We start from the raw sequence: 20082 nt of genomic DNA, 5'->3' as shown, positions 1-20082 counted from the left end.
CCAGGATGCGACGACCGCCACAGGACCACTGGACGCCGACGCCGCCGGCTCCGGTGAGTTCCGGGCACATGGCACATGCTGCTGTGCCGGGCGATCGTCGCCTGGGGCTTCGTCTTCCAGCGGCCCCTCACCGGTGCTTGCCCTGGAGCTGTCGTTGCGGGAGCCGGGGCGCAGGTCGGGGAGCCGCTGGGTCCGGGTCGATCACCCGGCCGTGACCGTCGAGACGGTACAAACCGGCGGAGGACCGCAGCGGGGATGTGGTGGTGCGGCTGCACGAGTCCCGGGGCGACCGGGTGCGGGCCGCCCTCACGCCCCGGTTCCCGGTGGGTCGGGCCGAGGTGACGGGCCTGCTGGAACGGCCGCTGCGCGACAGCGACTTGCCTCGAGCCGCGACCGTTCCGGATTCGCACGCTGCGGGTGCGACCAGGGTGACTACTTGCGTCCCACGCCCTTCTCGCCGATGTGGAAGATCCTGTGGCTGTCGCGGGTCATGTCGACGACCAGCTTGGTGGTGGTGTCGCGGCTCCAGGTGAGGGTGACGACGGCCTCCGTGTAGTTGCGGGTGGTGCCGTTCTCGGTGACCTTCCAGGCGAGCGGGACGTTCTGCGCGCGCAGGACGCCGTCGGCGTGCTCCCGGTCCTCCCAGGCCGCCAGCTCCTTCTCGAAGGCGGGCGTGAGGTAGTGGCTGCGCAGGACCTGTCCGAGGTTGCCCCTGTCTTCGTCGATCACCGCGTCGATGTAGGCGCCGTAGAAGTCGGCGATGCGGGTGATGTTGTCGGATGGTTTGCCGCTGACGCTGCGCGGGGCGCCGGCGGAGGCCTGGGCGGTGGCGCCGACGCCGAGGGCGACGGCGAGGACGCCGGCAGTCAGGACGGTGCGGGACTTGCTGCTCATGTGTGTTCCCCGTTCTCCGAGTCGTGATGAATCGCGCCGAATGGCGCTGTCGGTGGTTGATGGGCAGCCCTCCCCACCCCCGTGGCGGAGGGCGGCCCCGGTCATGCGGTCAGTGGAGCTTGTGCACGGCCGTGACGGTCGTCTTCTTGAAGGCCTTAACCGGCGCGTCCCTGAAGCCGCCGAGCTGACCCCGGTCGACGACCGTGACGGTCCTGCCGTCCCGGCCGACGGAGAGCAGACGGATGTCGGAGGCGCCCCAGAGGGTCACCGTGTGCAGGCCGTAGACGTGGGCGCCCTCCTCGGCAGGCAGCGTGCCGTAGTCCTTCAGCGTGGCCTCGGCTTCCGGGTCGGCCTTCTCGATGCGTACCGCACAGGACTTGATGTCCTTGTTCAGCCGTGAGAACCGGCCCTTCGCCGCAGCCGTCGTGGACGACTGCACGCTGACCTGGCGGGCGCTCGTGTCATGGTCGGTACGGAACTCCCGGTACCAGGTGTCCGAGCCGCCGCCCAGCGCCATGCTCAGGCAGCGGTCCTGTTCCACCGCCTCCGGTGCGCCGGCGGTGACCTTGCCGGCCGTCCAGGACGAACTCGGGTGCGGCGGGAGGTCGGCCGCCGCGAGGAAGCCGGGCGCCTTGGCTGCCGCGTTCGCCGGTGTGGGGAGCGTCGCGCCGAGGGCGAAGCCCGTGACGGCGAGTGCGTGGAGCGCGCCTGCTCCGGTGCGCTTGGGCATGGGTGTCCCCCGTGGATGAGTGCATGGGTGTCGTCTGTCGTCCGCCGCCGGCTGGTCGGTCCGGCCCTGGTCGGTGCGACACCAAGAGCATCGGCCGTCACGGCGGCCCGGTGCAATGCCGGACGCCCGTCCGGCGACGGTGGAACCGTCCCAGCCCGTCTGACGTGCAGGTATATGGACCGCCTGGGATACGGGGACACGGTGGAGGACGGGGGAACGGTGTCGACCGGGGACGACGTCGAGCAGTTCGCGGCGCTGCTGCGCCGACTGAAGGACCGCACGGACCGGAGCTACGGCTCCCTGGCCCGGCGGCTCAACATGAACACCTCCACGCTGCACCGCTACTGCGCGGGCGAGGCGGTCCCGCAGGACTACGCCCCGGTGGAGCGCCTGGCCGCCTTCTGTGGGGCTGCATCGGAGGAACGCCTCGAACTCCACCGCCTGTGGCTGCTCGCGGTGACGGCACGACAGCGGCCGAGGGCGGGTGAACGGGGCGCGGGGGAGCAGGCAAGTGCCGAGGAGGCAGCGGAGGCGATCGGGTCCAAGGGGGCGCTGGAGCCGACAGGGGGCGAGCGGGCTTCGGGTCCGGACAGCCGGACGGCGCGGGGCGGGGGTGCCGGCGCGGACGGCGTCGGTGGTGATGGCGGTGGTACGAGCGGTGCACCGCTGCGACTCTGCGCGGGCGCACCCGACGCCGGGCGACCCGCTCGCCACGCTCATGGACCGGGCAGTCCCGAGCCGACGGCCCAGTGGGATGTGGCCCGCTCGACCGGACGGCCCTGGTACCGCCGTCGCCGCACCGTCGTCGGAGCCGCCGTGGCGACCGCGCTGCTGGTGACGCTGGGCAGTCTGTCGGCGCTGTCGGCAGATCGGTCCGACGACGACTCCGCCAGAGCCCCCGGTCAGTCCCGTACGGCAGGAGCCGGTACGTCAGGCCACCTCTCGGCCACTGCGACCAGTCCCTCTCCCAGCCGCTCGTCGGCCTCTCCCTCCGCAGGAGTTCGGGCTTCGGGGCGCACCGAGTCGAAGGGCGGACCGTCGAACAGGAAGAGCGACGCCCCGGTGACGACCGGTGTGCCGCTCGCCTGGACCGCCGACTCGCAGATCTGGCAGGGCGGTTGCGGACACGACTACGTCATCGCGAAGAAGCCGACCCAGGTACCCCCGCCGCCGGTGCAGCAGGACGCCGGGGCGTGGGCGGCGACACAGGGGGCGGTGCACGGGGGGCAGACGATGGTGCAGATCTCGGTGCAGGGGAAGTCGTCCACGGCCGTGGTCCTGCAGGCCCTCCGGGTTCGTATGGTCAGCCGTGGCACCCCGGTAACCGGCAATGTGTACGCCATGGACCAGGGCTGCGGCGGAGACCTGACGCCTCGTGACTTCTCCGTGAACCTGGACGTCAACCGCCCGATCGCCCGCGCACGCCCCGGCAACGACAGCGGAAAGCGCCTCCCCGCAGTTCAGTTCCCCTACCGCGTCTCCGCCGAGGACCCGGAGGTGCTGCTGGTCACCGCGACGACGAAGGCCTACGACTGCAACTGGTACCTGGAACTCGACTGGTCCTCCCAGGGCAGCACCGGCACGATCCGCATCGACGACCACGGCCGCCCGTTCCGCACCAGTAGCACCCAGGGCCTGCCCCGCTACTGGTACGGCGCGAACGGCGACGGAGTGCGTCAGTGGGTGCCCGCCGACATTAGAGGTCCTGACAAAGGCGTTGGACGTGACGGTGGGTGATGAGCAGGTGGCGAGGCCGAGGAATGCTTCGTGGGTGTCGTCGCGTCGCTCCCAGCGGATACGCAAGCGGCGGTCCGCCGGTCGGCGACACCGCGAGCGGGATGCCCTGCCCGTCGACGACGACGTGGTGTCAGGTGTCCCGTGGGGTCAGTCGAAGAGGGCAACGACTCCATTCACCCAGATCGCGAGGAACGCAAGGGCCCCCACCATGCAGCCGACGCCCGCCAGTACACCGCCGACCGTCCACGGCTCGGAGGGCGCCTCGTACTCCTCCTCCAGGCCGTCCCGGTGGGAGGCGGGGTCGTCCCAGTCGACGGGGTGCCCCAGCTCCTCGGCGCAGGCGGTCCGCACTGCGACCAGCTGCCCCTCCGCGAAGGCGGTGCCGGCCATCGCCTCGGGGCCGCGCCAGGCGAGGGCCTTCATCCGCCACCCGGGAGACCCGTACCGCGCCTCGAAGGCGGCGGTCTCGTCGGCGTTGCGGTCCTCTTCGAGGTACATCCAACGTCCGGCCTCGGCGGCGTCGCCGTAGAGCCGGTACACCTCGGCCAGACGCCGACGGAGCGTCAGGTCGTACGGGATGGATGAGACGAGACCGCGCAAACGCTGGCGCGCGACGGGAACCCGGCCGGCGGCCAGGTCCGCGTCGACTCGGGCAAGGGTCTCACTCAGGGGCATGAACACATGATCGGGTACCGCACTGATCCACGTCGACGTGGTTTGTCGCACGCTCCCGTTCAGCGGGGCACAGGAGTTGATCAGACGGTGGCCTGCTGGAACAGCGTCTTGAGAGAGAGCTGCTAGAGGCGGTCACGCTGGGTGTCGGCTGGTCGCCCCAGGGCGCCGGCCGGGGGAGTGGGTAGTCATAGGGGGCTGCCGACCATCGCGGTGCGGGGTTTTACAGCCCGAGGTCGGACAGGCCCGGGTGGTCGTCGGGGCGGCGGCCCAGCGGCCAGTGGTACTTGCGCTCCTGCTCGGCGATGGGCATGTCGTTGATGCTCGCGTGCCGCGCGCGCATGAGGCCGTTGTCGTCGAACTCCCAGTTCTCGTTGCCGTAGGCGCGGTACCACTGGCCGGAGTCGTCGTGGTATTCGTAGGCGAACCGCACCGCGATGCGGTTCCCGTCGAACGCCCAGAGCTCCTTGATGAGGCGGTAGTCCAGTTCCCGGTTCCACTTGCGGGTCAGGAACTCCACGATCTCGTCGCGGCCGGTGACGAACTCCGCGCGGTTGCGCCAGCGCGAGTCGGGCGTGTAGGCGAGAGCGACCTTCTCGGGGGCGCGGGTGTTCCAGCCGTCTTCGGCCCGGCGGACCTTGATGATCGCCGTTTCCCGGGTGAACGGCGGGAACGGCGGGCGCTGCTCGGACATGACGCACTCCTCTGGGAAGCCCTGCGGCACTGAGAACGATCGTTCTCACGGTGTCGTCTACACTAGGAGAACGCTGGTTCTCATGCAACGGGCAGGAAACGTGGACACCGATCTGGCACGTGAGCGCATCCTGGACGCCGCCGAAGACCTCTTCTACGCCCGAGGCATCCAAGCCGTGGGCATGGACGTGATCCGCGACGCCTCGGGCGTCACGCTACGGCGCCTCTACCAGCTGTTCCCCTCCAAGGGCGACCTCGTCGAGGCCTACTTGGCCCGCAGGGACGTCCGTTGGCTCCGAAGCCTTGCCGCCCACGTCGACACGGCCGCGGAGACTCCGCAGGAGCGGCTGCTCGCCGTCTTCGACTGGCTGGAGGACTGGTTCACCCAGCCCGACTTCCGCGGGTGCGCCTTCATCAACTCCTTCGGCGAGCTGGGCGGCACATCCCCCCGGGTCGGTGCAGTGGCTCGACACCACAAGGACACCTTCCACGCTTACGTGCGAGAGCTGGCGACAGCTGCGGGAGCGGCAGCGGATACCGGCACCCAGATCGCCCTACTGGCCGAGGGGGCCATGGCCACCGCCGCCATCTCAGGCACACCCGCAGCGGCTCGCCAGGCCAAGCAGGCGGCGCAGCTCCTGCTGACGCTCGACACACGCCGCGTCAGCTCTGACCTCCCTTCGTAGCAGGAGTCGTGGGCGCGCCTTGCGGGCGGCCGCCGGCTCGGCTCGGGCGGAGCGGGGGCCGCCCTCGGGCACGCCTTGTCCTCCTGTGCTCCGAATCGGCGACGAGCCGATGGCTCGGGCTCCCTGTCGACGCGATCAGGAGGCTCGGCCTCCGCCCGATCGCTGCCGCCCCTCCTGGGCTGGGTGCCGCCAGGAGGACCAAGTCGGGCCGCACCAGGGGGACGTCCAGGGCTTCCCTGGTACCGCACTATGCCGATACGCGGTTGATGCCGGCGAGCAGAGCGCGTAGGGGCGCGGTGTCGGGAGTGTCCGCAACGGCCGCGTCGACGGCGTCGTCCATGGCTTTCTCCCAGTCCTCCGGCAGGGCGAGTCCGGACGCCCTGACCACCCGCTCCGAGAAGACCGCCACGACCCTCCTTGCCGGCCTTCACATCGTCGGCGTCTTCCTTTCTGAGGCCGCAGGTCCAGGCTTGCGCGGACCGATCACACCGCTGACCGCGTCGGCTCAGGGCAGTGGGGATTGGGAAGGCGGCGAGGCACGCGAGGTCGTACGCCGTACCCTCATGGACATGTCGATCGTCGCTACTTGTGCGGTGCTGGCCATAGCCGTGCTGCACCTCTACATCCTGGTCCTGGAGATGTTCCTGTGGACCACGCCCCGGGCCAGGGCCTCCTTCGGCACCACGGAGGAGTTCGCCGCCTCGACGAAGACTCTGGCTGCCAACCAGGGCCTGTACAACGGCTTCCTCGCCGCAGGCCTGGTGTGGGGCGCAGTTGCCGCCGATCCGGCCGGCTTCCAGGCCAAGGTGTTCTTCCTGGTGTGTGTCGCGGTCGCAGGGGCCTACGGGGCGGCAACCTCGAGCCGCCGGATCCTGTTCGTCCAGACGGTGCCTGCGCTCGTCGCACTGGCACTGGTGGTCGCCGCCCGCTGAGTCCGTCACGGGCCGAGGACCGGTGTGGAGGGGGATGTCCGGCCGAGTAGTGGTTGATCAATCGGGGCGGAATGAGGGGGTTTCGCCTCGGCCTGGCTTACCCGCTGCACCCCATCCGATGGGCCAGGCTCCCGATCTGGCACCAAGTGCCTGATCCCATCGGGGATTTGGGTGTTATCGTCCCTCGCATGGCTGAACTGATCGCTCCCACGGAACGGCTGCATTCCTCGTGGCTCGCGGCGCGTGACGAGTGGCAGCCTGGCGCTCACCAGGACGGGGCCGGCCTGCGTCTGGTTGGTGACGATGACCTCGACAGTCCGGAAGGGTTCGCCTCGTGGGTCGAGCGCCTGCGGCAGCAATCGGACCGGTCGCTGCCTGTCGGGGAAGGACGCGTCCACGCCACCCACTGGTGGATCGTCGACGGCGAGACGTACCTCGGGGCCATCGACCTTCGGCACTATCTGAACGCCTTTCTGTTGGAAGGCGGCGGAAACATCGGCTACAGCGTTCGGCCTTCTGCCAGGAGACGCGGACTGGCCACGTGGGCGCTGGGAGCGGTTCTGCTCAAGGCGCCGGCGCTCGGTCTGGACCGGATCCTCCTCACCTGTGACGATGGCAACGTCGGCTCGGCGCGCACCATCGAGAGCAATGGCGGCGTCCTCGAAGATGTGCGCAGCATCGAGACCGGGGTCAAGCGCCGCTACTGGATCACTCTCGATCACGCTGGTCGCAGCCATTCATTGGTGGCCGCGACGAGGACGATCGCCTCGTAGCGGACGGCTGGTTCGTACCTCGTGGCCAAGGGTGGTGCCTTTTGAGGCGATTGATGCCGCACTCGACGGCGTGCCGAGCCTTGGAGTCCTGCGGGCCGTGGAGTCATGTGCACCGCTCAGGGGCACGTCGGTGTCCCGTTCTGTCTCACCTCGCCCGCTCGTGTGTCGGCGTGATGCCGGAAAGGGGCCGTGGGCTGGTCGGGCGGGTGTTGTCCGGGGTGGTCACTCGCGCCGGCCTGCGCGGTCGCCGGTGAGGCGGGCCTCGAAGCCGTCGAGGAGGGACTGAAGGCCGAACGCGAAGGTGTTGTCGGGCGCTTCGGCGTACTCCGTGGCGGCCGTGGTGCCGAGGCGTTCGCGCAGGCGCGGAAATTGCATGGCGGTCTCGGTGGCGCGTGTCATGGCGTCGGCCATCAGTTCCTCCGCGTCTGCGCTGTTCTTGCTCAGCCGGCGGTTCAGCGAGACCTGGGCGGCAGGGCCGAGCGCGCTGCCGAGCACGAAGGTGAACACGGTGGCGGCCGCCCGGTCCGCGTCGGCGGCGGCGAAGCCCGCCTTTTCGTAGATGGCCAGGCTGAGGTCGTTGTGCTGGGCCTGGCCGGGTCCGTGCAGGAGGTGGCTGCCGAATGCCTGGACGAGCCAGGGGTGCCGGGTGAGCATTGCGTGCATGCCGGTGGCATGGGCGGTGGCGGCGGTGCGCCAGTCGGTGGCATCGAGATCGGGCGACTCGACCTCGTGCCAGATCGCGTCGCTGGCGAGTCGGACCAGGTCGTCCTTGGTCTTGATGTGCCAGTAGACGGCCGTGGCGGCCGAGCCGAGCCGTTTCGCCAGGCTCCGCATGTTGAGGCCGTCCAGTCCCTCGTCGTCGAGCAGCTCGATTGCCGCACGGACGATCCGGTCTGCGGTCAGTGTGTCTCGCGGCATGGCCACCACCCTACTTGCACTTAGTTCGTGACGAGTCTTGAACTTTGTTCGAGGAGCGGTCTACGCTGCCTCTCGTACTTAGTTCAAGTACTCGAAGGGGGAGCAATGCTGCAGGACAAGCTGTCGGAGTTCGTCAAGGCGCAGGCGACGGAGTTCGCCGTGCCAGGCGTTGCCGTCGGGGTGCTCCTGGACGGCCAGGAGATCTACGCCTCGCACGGCGTGACGAGCCTCGGCAACCCGCTGCCGGTCGACGAGAAGACGCTGTTCCCTCTGGCGTCGGTGTCCAAGACCTTCACGGCGACCGCGCTGATGCGCCTGGTCGCCGAGGGGAAGGTGGACCTGGACGCGCCGGTGCGGCGCTACGTCCCCGAGCTGAAGCTGGCCGACGAGCAGGCCGCGGCGCAGATCACCGTCCTGAACCTGCTCAACCACACCGCGGGCCTGGACTGGAACCTGATCGACGACGGCGAGGGCGACCGCTCCCTGGCCGGGCTCGTGGCAAAGCTGCCCCAGCTGCCGCTGATCGCACCGCCCGGTGCCCGGGCCTCGTACAGCCAGGCCGGTTACAACCTGGCCGGGCGGATCGTGGAGAAGGTCACGGGCCTGCCCTTCGAGCAGGCCATGGCCTCGCTAGTCCTGGAGCCGGTGGGCCTTGTGGACACCGTGTACGGCCTGTCCGAGGTGATGGTCCGCAAGTTCGCCGTGGGCTACAACCGCGGCGACGACGGCGAGCTGCACCCCGCCCGGCCCTGGGGAGCGTTCAAGGAGGGCGCACGCGGCGACAACCCCGGTGGCGGCCTCGCCTCCTCGGCGAGCGATGTGCTGCGCTGGGCGCGGTTCCAACTCGGCGACGGCGGTGGCGTCTTGCCCGCCGCAGAGCTGCACCGCATGCGGGAGCAGACGGTCGAGCTGCGCGCCAGCACGCTCGGCGACGGCTTCGGCATCTGCTGGTTCCTGCACGACCTGGACGGCCTCCATGGGATCGGCCACGGCGGTTCGGGCAACGGCCAGTTCGCCGAGCTGCTCATCGTGCCCGAACGCGACTTCGCGGTGGTCTCCCTGGCCAACGTCGGCCCGGACGGCTACCCCTTCAACCAGTCCGTCGTGCGGTGGGCGCTCGAGCACTGCCTCGGCGTCGTCGAGAAGACGGCAGAGCCGGTCCCGTACGACGAGGGACAGGCCCAACAGGTCGTCGGCCGCTACGAGATCGACGCCATGAACCTCGACATCGCCACCGACGGCACCCGTCTCACCCTGGCGGTCGGGATCAAGCCGGAGATCCGCGAGGCATCGGACGAGGAAATGCCCCCGGACCACCCGGCCGCGGACATAGGCTTCCTTCCCGGCGACGGCGACGAGTACATCGTCACTGAAGGCGGCCTCAAGGGGCAGCGTGGCTACTTCTCCCGCGACGTCAACGGCTCGGTCACAGGCGTCGACCTCGCCGGCCGACTCTTCAGCCGGGTCGCGAAAGCATCCTGATCCAACGCAGGAGGGGCGGTCCCGAGCGGCCGCCCCTTCCGGCATCTCGAACCGACGACAGTCGGCTCACGGACACGACCCTTTTATGCGAACGAACCTCAGCCCCGCCGAGGGCACCGAAAACCCTGTGCGCCAGGTGCGTCTGTCGCTGTCCACGCGCACCCTCACCACCGTCGCCGACCTGCTGTGCGCTCAATGGTCCGAGAACGGCACGAACGCGTCCGGGACCTGGCGGCGCTGACGCGGCGCACGCTCACCGCTCAGACAGGCATGGATCGCCGCCTGATGCTCAGGGCCTGCCGTCGGGGTCGTGCCGGGTGATCGTCGTTGGATCAGTGCGGGCGGTCAGGGTGGAGAGGTAGTCGTCCAGGAGCCCGACTTGCCGCTGCGGCGGGAACGCCGCCGGGTCGAAGAGGGTCTGGACCACCAGGCCGAGAACGAAGGCCTGAGCGCCGACCGCGATGTCTGCGGGGTCTCCGGGGGGAAGTTCGCCGAGTTCCTGGGCCGCGGCCACCCGTTCGGTCAGCCTGTCGCGGCTTTGGGCGTACTTGCGGGCGTAGTCGGTGCTCAGGGTCGGGTCGGAGAGTGCGGCGTCCCAGGAGGAGACCCAGATCCGGTTGCTGTCGGTGGCCTCGGCGGTCAGCGGCAGGATGTCCAGCAGTGCGTCCCTGAGGGCCGCCAGACCCGCGCCTCCATGACGGCGGGGGCGGGCGATGGTGCGCTGTTCCAGCAGGTCGAGGGCGTACTCCACCAAGGCGCGTTTGCTGGGGAAGTAATGCGTGAGCAGGCCGGTGGTCGCGTCGAGTTCGGCGGCGACGGCGCGCAGTGTCAGGCCGGCGAAGCCGCGTGTGGCCATGACCTGCCAGACCGCTTCGGAGACGTCGCGTCGGCGGGCCTCGTGATCTCCCTTGGTGCGTGGCATGCTGCCACGGTACATTGTCATAACACTTGTTATGTGAATGGGGGAGGCCTCATGTTTTCGCTGTCCCTGGGCGAGGGAGCTCACCTTGGACCGTTGGAGATCTGGCATGCCGAGGAGTTCGCGGACCATATGGACCGGGCCCGTGAGCACATCCGTCCGTGGGTCGGGCCCGCGTTCGTCACCGACGATGTGGAGGGGGCGCGGGCCACGCTCAAGAGGTATGCCGAACGGCAGGCCGGTGACGGTGCCCGCCTGTATGGCATCTGGCGGGCTGGATTGCTGGTCGGCGGTGTGATGTTCACCGACTTCCAGGCTGCTTTCGGCTCTTGTGAGATCGGTTGCTGGCTGGAGCCGTCCGCCGAGGGCCACGGTCTGATCACGCGGGCATGCGGCGCGTTGTTGGACTGGGCGTTCACCTCCCGGGGGCTGCATCGAGCCGAGTGGCACTGCCGGGCCGACAACGACCGCAGCTCAGCTGTGGCCGAACGGCTGGGCATGACGCTGGAGGGCGTGCGACGCCAGGCGTGGCCGTATGGGGGCGTGCGCTACGACAAGCAGCTGTGGGCGCTCCTCGCCCCGGAATGGCGGGGCCTGGGGCAGTGACCGGCGACCAGCACCTCCAAGCGCGCCTCCGCTCATGAAGGCCGCTTCCCGACCAGCCCGCCACCGAGGCGCGCAGCGCTCGATCCTTGGCTTGCTGCGGTCGCTCGGGTACGGGAGCGGAACACACGGAACAGCCACGCAACCCAACGGAGTCCCGCTTCGCGTCTGTCTCTTGGGAACCACGGGGCGGACGAGGCGTGGAAAAGCATTGCCATTCGAGGGGTATTGACGGGCCTCGCCGACACCTTAAGATCCCTGCTGCTCGAAGTAACGATCAGTGTACGGCATATCGAACGAGGTCAGCCGGCAGCTCGGACAAGCTGCCCTACTCCGGCCGGTACGCAATGCAACGATCCGTCACAAAGGAATGAGCCGCATGCCTTCAGAAGCCGGAGTGCCCCGCAGAACCGTCCTCACCGCCCTGGGCGCCGCCTCCCTCGCCGGGACCCTCGCCGCCGCCACTCCCGCCGGCGCCGCCGCGCTCACCGGCACAGCCCCAAGCGCCGCGGCCGCGGACCTCCCCGCCGCAGCCGCCCACTGGACCTTCGACGAAGGCTCCGGCACCTCCGCCGCCGACTCCTCCGGCAACGGTCGCACCGCGACGCTCCAGGGCGCGGCCGGCTGGGACACCGGCAAGGTCGGCGCCCACAGCCTGAGCCTCACGGCAGGCGGCAACGCCGCGGCGTCCGGGCCGGCCCTCGACACCTCCAAGGGATTCTCGGTGGGTGCCTGGGTCAACCTCGCTCAACTCGGCGGCTACCAGACCGCCGTCAGCATCGACGGCAAGGTCGTCAGCGCCTTCTACCTGGGGCTGCGCGATGACACCGGCACGTTCGCCTTCGCCCGGCTCGACTCGGACGCCACCCAGAGCGCCGCGGTGGCGGCCGCCGCTTCAGCGCCCACCACCGGCACCTGGACCCACCTGGTCGGCGTCAGCGACCCGGCCGCCGGCGTCATTCGCCTCTACGTCAACGGCGTGCTGGAGGGGGAGACCGCCTACACCGCGGGCTGGGCCGGCAGCGGCGACACCGCCATCGGCCGTGCGCTCTACGGCGGTGGGCACGTCGACCAGTGGCACGGCCTGGTCGACGACGTGTGGATGTTCCCGTCCGTCCTCACCTCCGACCAGGTCGCGGCCTTGGCCGGGGTCCCTGTGGAGACCACGACGCCGCTGCTGAGCGTGGACGTCGGCACCCCCGCCCACGCCGTGTCCCCCATCCTCCCGGGCTTGATGTTCGAAGACATCAACCACTCCGGCGAGGGCGGCATCTACGCCGAACTGGTGCAGAACCGCTCGATGATGGCCAGCGACACCACGCCCGTCCACTGGTCCGCCGTCGGCGGAACGACCCTCGCGCTCGACACCGCCACCCCGCTCAACGCCGCGCTCAACCGTTCCCTCAAGGTCGCGCTGCCGAGCAGCGTGGGGGCCGGAGACCGGGCCGGCGTCGCCAACGACGGCTTCTGGGGCATACCGGTGCGGCCCGGAACGGCCTACACCGCCCGACTGTTCGCCAAGGCGTCACGACGCATCGGCCCGCTCACGGTGGCCATCGAGTCGGCAGACGGTGCGACGGTGTACGCGTCCGCTCACGTGTCCCACATCGGCACCGCCTTCCCGGACCGCCCGTTCGAGCTGACCCTGCGGACCGGTTCGAGCACCCCCGTGGTCGGTGACGCAAGGCTGACCGTCACCACGGCCGACCCCGCCGCCGCGGGCGAGACCCTGTGGCTCCAGCATGTGTCCCTCTTCCCGCCCACCTACAACAACCGGCCCAACGGCCTGCGCATCGACCTGATGGACAAACTGGTCGCTCTGAAGCCGAAGTTCCTGCGCTTCCCCGGCGGAAACTTCCTCGAGGGCAACACCATTGCGACACGGTTCAACTGGAAGAACACCATCGGTCCGGTCTGGGAGCGCCCCGGCCACATGGACGACGCCTGGGGCTACTGGTCCACGGACGGCCTCGGCCTCCTCGAATACCTGGAATGGGTCGAGGACATGCACGCCCAGCCGGTCCTCGCCGTGTTCGCCGGCTACTCACTCAAGGGCGAACACGTCACCGGCGACGCGCTCAAGCCGTTCATCCAGGACGCACTCGACGAGATCGAGTACGTCACCGGTCCTGTCACCAGCACCTGGGGCGCACGACGTGCCGCCGACGGACACCCCGAGCCGTTCCCGCTGGAGTACGTCGAGATCGGCAACGAGGACTGGTTCGACTCCTCTGGGTCGTACAACGAGCGGTTCGCGGCCTTCTACGACGCGATCAAGGCGAAGTACCCGCATCTGAAGCTGATCGCCTCGACGTCCGTGACGAGCCGCACGCCGGACCTGATCGACGAGCACTACTACCTCGCGCCGTCCGCCGCCCAGGCCTCCACCCACAAGTACGACAACCGGGACCGCAATTCGACGAAGGTGTTCGTCGGAGAATGGGCCGCACAGGAGGGCCGCCCCACACCCGACCTCAACGCGGCGCTCGGCGACGCCGCTTGGCTGGCCGGGCTGATCCGCAACTCGGACCAGGTCCTCATGGAGTGCTACGCGCCGCTCTTCTCGCACGTCAAGAACAACGTCTGGGCCACCAACCTGATCGCCTACGACAACCTCACCAGCTATGTGTCGCCCAGCTACTGGGCACAGCACATGCTGACGAGCAGGCTCGGCAACACGGTGCTGCCGGCCACCGCACGTGCACTGCCCGGCCTCGCCACCGTGGCCACCCGCTCCGGGAACCGCCTCTACCTCGCGGTCGTCAACTCCGGGACGGAGAAGCTGAGCGTGCCGGTCGAGCTGAAGGGACTGGCCAAGGGGGTCAAGAGGCAGGCCACCGCGACGGTTCTGACCGGCCCCTCGCGCACCACCACGAACACGCTGACAGAACCTGACACATTGGTGCCCAGGACGAGCACCGTCACCGGCGCGGCAAAGTCCTTCACCAGCACCGTGCCGCCGCTCTCGGTCACCGTACTGGAGCTCGTCCTGACCTGAGGCGATGGCCGGGGCGGCAACTCGCGCAGGTGCTGATCCAGCCTCGCTGCATCATGACGCGCACTCAAGTGAGGGCGGCGCCCCTGGCGCCGCCCTCTTCGTCAGGCCTCATACGTCACTTCCGGGCACACCTGATGATGGTTCGCGAAGATCCCCAGGGCGGAGCCTTGGCGAAGATATTTGACCGTTCGTTTCAATATCTTCTAGGGTTCGAGTGTGGCCAGAACCAAGGAATTCGACCCGGACGCCGCACTGCAGTCAGCCCTGGAGTTGTTCTGGCGGCGCGGCTACGAGGCGACCTCGATGGCGGACCTCGTCGAACACCTCGGCATCGGGCGCGCCAGTATCTACGCCACCTTCGGCAACAAGCACGAGCTGTATCTGAGGGCGCTGGACCGGTACAACGAGAACCGCGACCCGGTCCTTCTGCGCGAACTGTCCCAGCCGGGTCCCGCGCTGCCGGCTGTGCGGACGGTGGTGCGGCGATTCGCTGCCGAGGCGAGCTCCGATGACCAGCGTGGCAAAGGGTGCTTCGTCACCAACACGGCCGCCGAGCTGGGCGCGCACGACACGGCGGCGGCCCGCAGGGCCGAGGCGAGCTGGGACCACATCGAGACCTTGCTGCACTCGGCGCTGGTGCGCGCCCACGCGCAGGGCGAACTGCCCGCGGACCGCGATCCGCAGGCGCTCGCACGGATGCTGCTGGTGCTGATGCAAGGCCTGCGGGTGGTCGGCAAGGCGTCGAACAACCCGCGTCGCGTGCAGGATGCGGCCGAACAGGCGCTGAGGCTGCTGGACTGAGCAACACCTCCGACGGAGGGCCTCCACGGGTGGATTGTGAAACGGTTGGTCAAATATATGCGTGAGGAAACGGCCGTTACGCAGAGCTGGAACACCACGACCGCAGACACCCCGATCGCGCCTGCGCCCGGCCCGGTGGGCCACTCGCCCTCGTCCTCGCACCGCGGCTGCCACCCGCAACCCCGGTCGGGGACGGCTGCTCCCTCGATCTGCCGGGTGCACTTCTCGCCACTGCCGTGATCGCTGAGCGCCGCGCCCACGACCCTCTGCCCCTCCTGGAATTCCTCCGCGACCACCGCCGGGCCCTCGCGCCGGCCTTGCTCAATGCCCACATCAAGTGACCGAGTTCCGACCAAGGGAGTCATCGCCATGGCCGCACGCTTCAGCGGTAAGACCGTCCTCGTCACCGGCGCAGGCTCCGGCATCGGCCGCGCCGTCGCGCTAGCCTTCGCCGCCGAGGGGGCCTCAGTGGTCGCGTCAGGACGTACCGCCGTATCGCTCGACGAGACAGTCGCACTGATCGAGAGCGAGGGTGGTACGGCGGCCGCGGTCACCGCAGACGTAACCCGCTTTGAGGACGTCAGGGCTCTGGTCCGCCGTACCGTCGACCACTTCGGCAGCCTCGATGTCGCCGTCAACAATGCGGGCGTCTTCCGGGGCGGCGCACCCGTAGCCGATCTCCCGGAGGAGGACTGGCGTGCCTTGCTCGACATCAACGTCACCGGTGTCCTGTTCAGCCTCCAGGCCGAAGTCGCCCAGATGCGCGACCAGCCCACCGGCGGCACGATCGTCAACATCGCCTCCAACCTCGGTGCGCACCGCCGTACGCCGGGCCTGGCCGGCTACATCGCCAGCAAAGCGGCCGTCTCCGCGTTGACCCGCGCCGCTGCTCTGGACCACATCGCCGATGGGATTCGCATCAACGCTGTAAGCCCAGGCCCGTCTGCCACCACCATGTCGCTGCGACCCGGCGAGACCGACGCCGACCGCGCCATGCGGATGAAGAGCGTGTCCCCGCTGGGGCGTGTCTCATCCACCGCCGAGATCGCAGCAGCGGTGCTGTATCTGTCCTCGGCGGACGCCGCCTCCGTGGTCGGCACCGACCTGGTCGTCGACGGCGGCGCCGCTGCCTGACCGCGGCTGCGGTGATGGGCAGGCGGCTCGACCTGGCGCCGGCCGCCGCCGTGCCCCGCCCACGTACCGCGACGGACGGTTCCGGACTGGAGATCGTCAAGCAGTAGGCTCCTTCCGCAACACGACGCAAAGGGGAGATCGGTGGCGCGGGTTGCGGTGATCGGTGGAGGTATCAGCGGGCTGGGGACGGCGCTCATGCTTGGCCGACGGGGCCACACGGTCACGTTGTTCGAGCAGGACTCGCGGCAGGCGGGAGAGGACCTGGAGCGGGACTTCTTCCACTGGGACAGGCCCCGGGTCCCGCAGGCCGTCCAGCCCCACTCGCTGCTCGCGCCCGTGCGCACCGTGTTGCGCGCCGAGGCCCCTGACGTCTACGCGGACCTGCTGGCACGCGGAGCCCGGGAGTACCACGAGTTCGACTGGTTCGGTGAGCATCCGCCGCGTCGGGCAGGTGATGAGGACTTGGTGACCCTGCGAACCCGCCGCATCGTGCTGGAGGCCGCCCTGATCGCGGCGGTGCGTCGGGAACCCGCCGTTGAGGTGCGCCGAGGCTGCCGGGTGCGCGCCCTCACCCTCCGGGAGGGCCGTCCTGCCCGCGTCACGGGCGTGCAGGTGGGTGCGGAAGTCCACCGGGCCGACCTCGTCGTCGATGCTTCCGGTCGTCGCTCGCCGGTGCCCGCCTGGCTGATCTCGGCCGGCTGCCGCCCGCCTCTGGTCGACAGCCATCGCACCGGGATCGCCTACCTGTGCCGTTGGTACCGCCTGCGGACCGACGGCCCGCGTGACCCAGGGCGAGTGAAGACGGGCTCGGCAGCACCGTTCGCGCTCGCCGGCGTCTTCCCTTCCGACAACGACACCTTCGCGGTGAGCCTGGTCCTCTCCACGGATGATCCCACCCGCGGCGCGCTCACCGACCCTGCCGTGTTCGAGGCCGTCGCTCGCCGCTTCCCCGCGACGGCTGCCTGGCTCGACCTTGCGCCCGAACCGCAATCCGCCGTCTTGGCGATGGCCGGCCTGCACAACCGCTGGACCTCCCTCGCCGACGACGACGGGCCTGTCGTCACCGGCCTGGTCAACGCCGGAGACAGCCTCATCCACACCAATCCCACCTTCGGTCACGGCGCGGCCCTCGGCCTGCGTGCCGCCCAGTACCTCGCCACCCATGCCGACCAGATCGCCGCGGACCCCGTCGGTTACCACACCTGGACGGCACAGGCCCTCCGCCCGTGGTTCGACGCGCAGGTGAAGGCCGACCGCGCTGACGAGCAACGCCTCGCCGAGGGCTCACCACCCGCAGATCGACGGGCTGCGGCCCTTGCCGCTTGCGCCTTCGACGATCCCGTCGTCATGCGAGCCCGAGCCCAGGTGCGCCATCTCCTGCAACTGGCCGAGGACGCCTACGGCACCGACGAGGTGGACCGACACGTCACCGCCTGGCTGACCGCCCACCCGGACTTCACGCCGAAACACGACGGCCCGACCCGAGATCAGTGGGATGCACTCATCCCAAGTTGAGCACTTGCCCGGCACCTCACCTTCGGCGCTCAGTGTCGTCTTCTGGTCTGCGGCCTTGCGACCGTGCGGCTTGGTTGGCGGTCAGAAGGGTGATGACCGCAGGCCGGAAGCCCAAACCGGCATAATGCTGCGCCGGACTGCTCGACCGTGCCGTCCGCGGCCAATTCCTCAGCCACCGCTGACAGTTCCGCGAGGCCCGCGAGGCCCACCCCGGTGCCGGGCTCGGCGAAAGCCGAGCGAGGGAGAGCGAGTGCCTTGGGCAGGGCCGGGTCGTCGCCCGTCAGCGCGCGGAGCGTGACGCCGTCCGGCAGGGGCGGCCCGGAAGCACCGAGCGGTACGGGCACGCAGCGTCGGAGCTGCCTCGGCCAGCCACACCTGGAGTTCCGTCTTCTATGGGGACGTCGTCTTCGTCTCGGACATCGTGCGGAGGCCCCTGCTGAAGGTGGCCGCCAGCGCGGCGGCCGTGACGAGCATGGGGAAGACCAGCATGGCGCGGCTGGCGGGTGCGTGCGCCAGCAGTGCTCCGGCCAGGGCGGGAGCCGGGGCGGCCGCCGAACCCGCTGCCAGGAGCAACACGCTGACCACGCGCCCTTGCAGATGGTCCGGGGTGACGGCGGCCTGGTGGCCGAAGAGGGCGGCGTTCGCGCTCGGCCCGAGGAACACCGCGGCGGCCAGCGGCACGGCGGCCAGGACGGTACCGGCCAGCAGCGCGCCGGCCGTCATCAGTACCGCGGTCACCCAGCAGAGCAGCGGGATCAGCACGGGCAGGCGCAGCCGCCGCTGCAGGAGCGGGGCGGCGAAGGCGCCGAGGAAACCGCCCAACGCGAAGATCGTGCCGGCGAGGCCGACCACGAACGGTGACACGCCGGAGCGACGGAGCGACAGCGTCATCGCGAAGATCATGCCGGTGAAGGCCATGTTGAGCGGGACGGCGATCAGCAGCAGGGACCGCAGGAACGGTTGGCGCAGCAGGAAGCGGAACCCCTGGGCGGCGGACGCGCCCACCGTCTGGGCCGGCTCGTGCCGGGGCTGTTGCAGAGGCCGGCGGATGCACAGCACGGCCATCAGCGACATCAGGAAACTCAGCGCGTTGCCGAGGAACGGCAGGGCCCGGCCGATGCCGAACAGCAGGCCGCCCAGCGGCGGCCCGGCCAGCGAGACCCCGTAGGTACGTGCCTCGTTACGGGCGACGGCGGTGGCGATCTGGTCGGTGCGCACCAGGCTGCGCACGGCAGCGTGCTCCGCGGTGCTGAAGACGGCCGTGGCGGCGGCGCCGACGGCCACCACCGCGAGGACCAGGGGCAGGCCGCCCGGCCGACCACCACCGCGCAGACGAGCAGGGCGTACACCACGATCCGGACGCCGTCGCAGGCGATCATCAGCCGGCGCCGGTCGAACCGGTCGGCGAGGACGCCGGCCGGCAGGCGGCAGACCAGCGCGGCGACGAGCCCGGTGGTCCCGACGAGCCCGGCCCGCGCCGGGGAACCCGTCTGCTGGAGGACCAGCAGCGGCAGGGCCAGGTCCGTCATCGCGCCGCCCAGGTCCGACAGACACTGGCCGGCCCACAGCAGGTTGAAGTCACGGTTCCGCCACAGGTCCGGCGCCCGGCCGGTGTCCGGTGACCCCGCGTCACCCTCTACGACCGGCACCTGCCTCACGCCGGGTCCCCGGCCGACGCCGAGCCCCCCACGGGCGCCGCCGGCGCCGTTTCCGTCCGGGCGGTCGCATCCGCCGTGGGAACACCCTCGGCGGGTCTTGTCGGGATGACCAGCATCTTCGTCACGGAGCCGTCGTCGGCGACGACGTCCCGGAGGTGGCGGAATCCCAGGCGGCGGCACATGGCGAGGCTGGCGGAGTTGTCGGCGCCCACCATGCCGTAGGCCTCCGTCAGGCCAAGGCCGTCGGCGGCGTGGCGGAGCAGGCCGCGCACCACCTCACCGCCCAGCCCTCGCCCCCAGTGCTCGGGGGCGAGGGCCGTGACCAGCTCGTGGCCGGCGACGTTGCCGGTCTTCTTCACCTCGGCGTGGCCGACGTACGTGCCGTCGAGCCACAGGCCCCACACGTCGAAACGGTGCTGCGGGTAGACGTCGGTGAGGATGGCGCGGAACAGCGCGCGGATCTCGGGTTCGGGTACGCGGTCCTGGCCCATCCAGCGGCACACCTCCTCATTGCCCAGCAGAGCGACGAAGACGTCCTCGTCCTCCGCTCGGTAGGGGCGGAACTCCAGGCGTTCGGTGTGCAGTACGGGGGTCATGCGGGCTCCTCGGGAGGGGCACGGTGCGACGGGACCGGGGGCGTGGGCGCCGGGACGGCGGGCCGTGTGTGAGCGGGTGAGGGCGGCCGGGCCGGCAAGGTGTGCCGACCCGGCGTAGCGGTACTGCGCCGGTCAGGCTCCGGCGTTCTCCATGCGCTCACGCAGGCTCCGCGGGCGCATGTCGGTCCAGACCTCGTCCACGTAGGCGGAGCACTCGGCCTCGGTGCCCTCCTTGCCGACGGGCTGCCAGCCCGCGGGCACCTCGAGATCGGCCGGCCAGAGGGAGTACTGCTCCTCGTCGTTGCGCAGCACCTGGTATCGGGTGTTCTCGTCCATGTCGG

Annotated in this window: 22 protein-coding genes and 2 pseudogenes; 12 read left to right on the top strand and 12 right to left on the bottom strand. The window is 70.0% G+C overall.

The window, feature by feature from the left end; genetic code table 11:
• Positions 1 to 257 precede the first annotated feature (257 nt).
• A complete protein-coding gene (locus N8I84_RS42645) occupies positions 258 to 533 on the top strand; it encodes a hypothetical protein (RefSeq protein WP_313884228.1) in 276 nt (91 codons plus the stop codon).
• Here N8I84_RS42645 and N8I84_RS03105 read toward each other — a convergent pair.
• Positions 433 to 894 carry a hypothetical protein gene (locus N8I84_RS03105; RefSeq protein WP_263227928.1) on the bottom strand — a complete coding sequence of 154 codons (462 nt, stop codon included), beginning with the start codon at positions 892 to 894 and terminating at the stop codon, positions 433 to 435. The genes N8I84_RS42645 and N8I84_RS03105 overlap by 101 nt on opposite strands.
• A 109-nt stretch (positions 895 to 1003) precedes the next feature.
• The gene (locus N8I84_RS03100; protein WP_263227927.1) at positions 1004 to 1624 is read right to left on the bottom strand and encodes a hypothetical protein; all 621 of its coding nucleotides are present in this window, start codon (positions 1622 to 1624) and stop codon (positions 1004 to 1006) included.
• Between the two features lie 174 nt (positions 1625 to 1798).
• On the opposite strand from N8I84_RS03100, the gene N8I84_RS03095 reads away from it, so the two are divergent.
• Positions 1799 to 3361: a helix-turn-helix domain-containing protein gene (locus N8I84_RS03095; RefSeq protein ID WP_263227925.1), complete on the top strand. Its 1563-nt coding sequence runs from the start codon at positions 1799 to 1801 to the stop codon at positions 3359 to 3361.
• A 147-nt stretch (positions 3362 to 3508) separates the two neighbouring features.
• On the opposite strand, the gene N8I84_RS03090 is transcribed toward N8I84_RS03095, so the two are convergent.
• Positions 3509 to 4036 carry a DUF6584 family protein gene (locus tag N8I84_RS03090; RefSeq protein WP_263227924.1) on the bottom strand — a complete coding sequence of 176 codons (528 nt, stop codon included), beginning with the start codon at positions 4034 to 4036 and terminating at the stop codon, positions 3509 to 3511.
• Between the two features lie 220 nt (positions 4037 to 4256).
• Positions 4257 to 4727, bottom strand: coding sequence for a nuclear transport factor 2 family protein (locus N8I84_RS03085; RefSeq protein ID WP_263227923.1), 471 nt, complete (start codon positions 4725 to 4727; stop codon positions 4257 to 4259).
• 82 nt (positions 4728 to 4809) lie between these two features.
• On the opposite strand from N8I84_RS03085, the gene N8I84_RS03080 reads away from it, so the two are divergent.
• Positions 4810 to 5412, top strand: coding sequence for a TetR/AcrR family transcriptional regulator (locus tag N8I84_RS03080; protein WP_263227922.1), 603 nt, complete (start codon positions 4810 to 4812; stop codon positions 5410 to 5412).
• A gap of 247 nt (positions 5413 to 5659) precedes the next feature.
• On the opposite strand, the gene N8I84_RS03075 is transcribed toward N8I84_RS03080, so the two are convergent.
• Positions 5660 to 5821: a hypothetical protein gene (locus N8I84_RS03075; protein ID WP_263227921.1), complete on the bottom strand. Its 162-nt coding sequence runs from the start codon at positions 5819 to 5821 to the stop codon at positions 5660 to 5662.
• A gap of 160 nt (positions 5822 to 5981) precedes the next feature.
• On the opposite strand from N8I84_RS03075, the gene N8I84_RS03070 reads away from it, so the two are divergent.
• Together N8I84_RS03070 and N8I84_RS03065 are read left to right on the top strand one after the other, a co-directional pair.
• Positions 5982 to 6344 (top strand): DUF1304 domain-containing protein, encoded by a 363-nt coding sequence (locus N8I84_RS03070; protein WP_263227919.1) that lies wholly within the window; start codon positions 5982 to 5984, stop codon positions 6342 to 6344.
• 188 nt (positions 6345 to 6532) lie between these two features.
• Positions 6533 to 7117: a GNAT family N-acetyltransferase gene (locus N8I84_RS03065; protein WP_263227917.1), complete on the top strand. Its 585-nt coding sequence runs from the start codon at positions 6533 to 6535 to the stop codon at positions 7115 to 7117.
• Here the strand turns inward: N8I84_RS03065 and N8I84_RS43395 are convergent.
• Together N8I84_RS43395 and N8I84_RS03060 are read right to left on the bottom strand one after the other, a co-directional pair.
• A pseudogene (locus N8I84_RS43395) lies at positions 7063 to 7211 on the bottom strand (IS5 family transposase); the annotation flags it as partial. The gene N8I84_RS03065 and the pseudogene N8I84_RS43395 overlap by 55 nt on opposite strands.
• Positions 7212 to 7339: 128 nt before the next feature.
• Positions 7340 to 8035, bottom strand: coding sequence for a TetR/AcrR family transcriptional regulator (locus N8I84_RS03060; RefSeq protein WP_263227915.1), 696 nt, complete (start codon positions 8033 to 8035; stop codon positions 7340 to 7342).
• 105 nt (positions 8036 to 8140) lie between these two features.
• Between N8I84_RS03060 and N8I84_RS03055 the strand changes: the two genes are divergently transcribed.
• Both N8I84_RS03055 and N8I84_RS03050 read left to right on the top strand, forming a co-directional pair.
• Positions 8141 to 9517, top strand: coding sequence for a serine hydrolase domain-containing protein (locus N8I84_RS03055; protein ID WP_263227914.1), 1377 nt, complete (start codon positions 8141 to 8143; stop codon positions 9515 to 9517).
• A gap of 85 nt (positions 9518 to 9602) precedes the next feature.
• Positions 9603 to 9758: a hypothetical protein gene (locus N8I84_RS03050; RefSeq protein WP_263227912.1), complete on the top strand. Its 156-nt coding sequence runs from the start codon at positions 9603 to 9605 to the stop codon at positions 9756 to 9758.
• 48 nt (positions 9759 to 9806) lie between these two features.
• Here the strand turns inward: N8I84_RS03050 and N8I84_RS03045 are convergent, their stop codons facing one another.
• Entirely contained in the window at positions 9807 to 10439 is a 633-nt protein-coding gene (locus N8I84_RS03045) for a TetR/AcrR family transcriptional regulator (protein ID WP_263227910.1), read from the bottom strand.
• A gap of 51 nt (positions 10440 to 10490) precedes the next feature.
• Between N8I84_RS03045 and N8I84_RS03040 the strand changes: the two genes are divergently transcribed.
• The 5 genes from N8I84_RS03040 (at position 10491) to N8I84_RS03020 (ending at position 17487) form a co-directional block, all read left to right on the top strand.
• On the top strand, positions 10491 to 11042 hold the full coding sequence (locus N8I84_RS03040; RefSeq protein WP_263227908.1) for a GNAT family N-acetyltransferase: 552 nt from the start codon (positions 10491 to 10493) through the stop codon (positions 11040 to 11042).
• 376 nt (positions 11043 to 11418) lie between these two features.
• Positions 11419 to 14037, top strand: a complete 2619-nt coding sequence (locus tag N8I84_RS03035) for a LamG-like jellyroll fold domain-containing protein (protein ID WP_263227906.1) — start codon at positions 11419 to 11421, stop codon at positions 14035 to 14037.
• A 216-nt stretch (positions 14038 to 14253) separates the two neighbouring features.
• Positions 14254 to 14838, top strand: a complete 585-nt coding sequence (locus N8I84_RS03030) for a TetR/AcrR family transcriptional regulator (RefSeq protein WP_263227905.1) — start codon at positions 14254 to 14256, stop codon at positions 14836 to 14838.
• A 369-nt stretch (positions 14839 to 15207) separates the two neighbouring features.
• Positions 15208 to 15972, top strand: coding sequence for an SDR family NAD(P)-dependent oxidoreductase (locus tag N8I84_RS03025; RefSeq protein WP_263227904.1), 765 nt, complete (start codon positions 15208 to 15210; stop codon positions 15970 to 15972).
• A gap of 141 nt (positions 15973 to 16113) precedes the next feature.
• On the top strand, positions 16114 to 17487 hold the full coding sequence (locus tag N8I84_RS03020) for an FAD-dependent oxidoreductase (RefSeq protein ID WP_263227903.1): 1374 nt from the start codon (positions 16114 to 16116) through the stop codon (positions 17485 to 17487).
• Between the two features lie 390 nt (positions 17488 to 17877).
• Here the strand turns inward: N8I84_RS03020 and N8I84_RS03010 are convergent, their stop codons facing one another.
• The 4 genes and pseudogenes from N8I84_RS03010 to N8I84_RS03000 form a co-directional block, all read right to left on the bottom strand.
• Positions 17878 to 18786, bottom strand: coding sequence for an MFS transporter (locus tag N8I84_RS03010; RefSeq protein ID WP_390899013.1), 909 nt, complete (start codon positions 18784 to 18786; stop codon positions 17878 to 17880).
• Between the two features lie 26 nt (positions 18787 to 18812).
• Positions 18813 to 19136 (bottom strand): annotated as a pseudogene (locus tag N8I84_RS43040) (MFS transporter); the annotation flags it as partial.
• 5 nt (positions 19137 to 19141) lie between these two features.
• Complete coding sequence (locus N8I84_RS03005; protein ID WP_263227899.1) at positions 19142 to 19741, bottom strand: GNAT family N-acetyltransferase; 600 nt, start codon at positions 19739 to 19741, stop codon at positions 19142 to 19144.
• A 132-nt stretch (positions 19742 to 19873) separates the two neighbouring features.
• The gene (locus tag N8I84_RS03000) at positions 19874 to 20077 is read right to left on the bottom strand and encodes an MbtH family protein (protein ID WP_263227898.1); all 204 of its coding nucleotides are present in this window, start codon (positions 20075 to 20077) and stop codon (positions 19874 to 19876) included.
• Between the last annotated feature and the right edge of the window lie 5 nt (positions 20078 to 20082).

This window comes from Streptomyces cynarae, from assembly GCF_025642135.1.
GTDB lineage: Bacteria > Actinomycetota > Actinomycetes > Streptomycetales > Streptomycetaceae > Streptomyces > Streptomyces cynarae.
This window is presented reverse-complemented; position numbering and strand designations above follow the sequence as displayed.

Excerpts from the sequence above, each read along its gene's own strand:
- N8I84_RS03105 (WP_263227928.1), bottom strand. The coding sequence starts at position 894 with ATGAGCAGCAAGTCCCGCACCGTCCTGACTGCCGGCGTCCTCGCCGTC.
- N8I84_RS03100 (WP_263227927.1), bottom strand. The coding sequence starts at position 1,624 with ATGCCCAAGCGCACCGGAGCAGGCGCGCTCCACGCACTCGCCGTCACG.
- N8I84_RS03095 (WP_263227925.1), top strand. The coding sequence starts at position 1,799 with ATGGACCGCCTGGGATACGGGGACACGGTGGAGGACGGGGGAACGGTG.
- N8I84_RS03090 (WP_263227924.1), bottom strand. The coding sequence starts at position 4,036 with ATGCCCCTGAGTGAGACCCTTGCCCGAGTCGACGCGGACCTGGCCGCC.
- N8I84_RS03085 (WP_263227923.1), bottom strand. The coding sequence starts at position 4,727 with ATGTCCGAGCAGCGCCCGCCGTTCCCGCCGTTCACCCGGGAAACGGCG.
- N8I84_RS03080 (WP_263227922.1), top strand. The coding sequence starts at position 4,810 with ATGCAACGGGCAGGAAACGTGGACACCGATCTGGCACGTGAGCGCATC.
- N8I84_RS03070 (WP_263227919.1), top strand. The coding sequence starts at position 5,982 with ATGTCGATCGTCGCTACTTGTGCGGTGCTGGCCATAGCCGTGCTGCAC.
- N8I84_RS03065 (WP_263227917.1), top strand. The coding sequence starts at position 6,533 with ATGGCTGAACTGATCGCTCCCACGGAACGGCTGCATTCCTCGTGGCTC.
- N8I84_RS03060 (WP_263227915.1), bottom strand. The coding sequence starts at position 8,035 with ATGCCGCGAGACACACTGACCGCAGACCGGATCGTCCGTGCGGCAATC.
- N8I84_RS03055 (WP_263227914.1), top strand. The coding sequence starts at position 8,141 with ATGCTGCAGGACAAGCTGTCGGAGTTCGTCAAGGCGCAGGCGACGGAG.
- N8I84_RS03050 (WP_263227912.1), top strand. The coding sequence starts at position 9,603 with ATGCGAACGAACCTCAGCCCCGCCGAGGGCACCGAAAACCCTGTGCGC.
- N8I84_RS03045 (WP_263227910.1), bottom strand. The coding sequence starts at position 10,439 with ATGCCACGCACCAAGGGAGATCACGAGGCCCGCCGACGCGACGTCTCC.
- N8I84_RS03040 (WP_263227908.1), top strand. The coding sequence starts at position 10,491 with ATGTTTTCGCTGTCCCTGGGCGAGGGAGCTCACCTTGGACCGTTGGAG.
- N8I84_RS03035 (WP_263227906.1), top strand. The coding sequence starts at position 11,419 with ATGCCTTCAGAAGCCGGAGTGCCCCGCAGAACCGTCCTCACCGCCCTG.
- N8I84_RS03025 (WP_263227904.1), top strand. The coding sequence starts at position 15,208 with ATGGCCGCACGCTTCAGCGGTAAGACCGTCCTCGTCACCGGCGCAGGC.
- N8I84_RS03005 (WP_263227899.1), bottom strand. The coding sequence starts at position 19,741 with ATGACCCCCGTACTGCACACCGAACGCCTGGAGTTCCGCCCCTACCGA.
- N8I84_RS03000 (WP_263227898.1), bottom strand. The coding sequence starts at position 20,077 with ATGGACGAGAACACCCGATACCAGGTGCTGCGCAACGACGAGGAGCAG.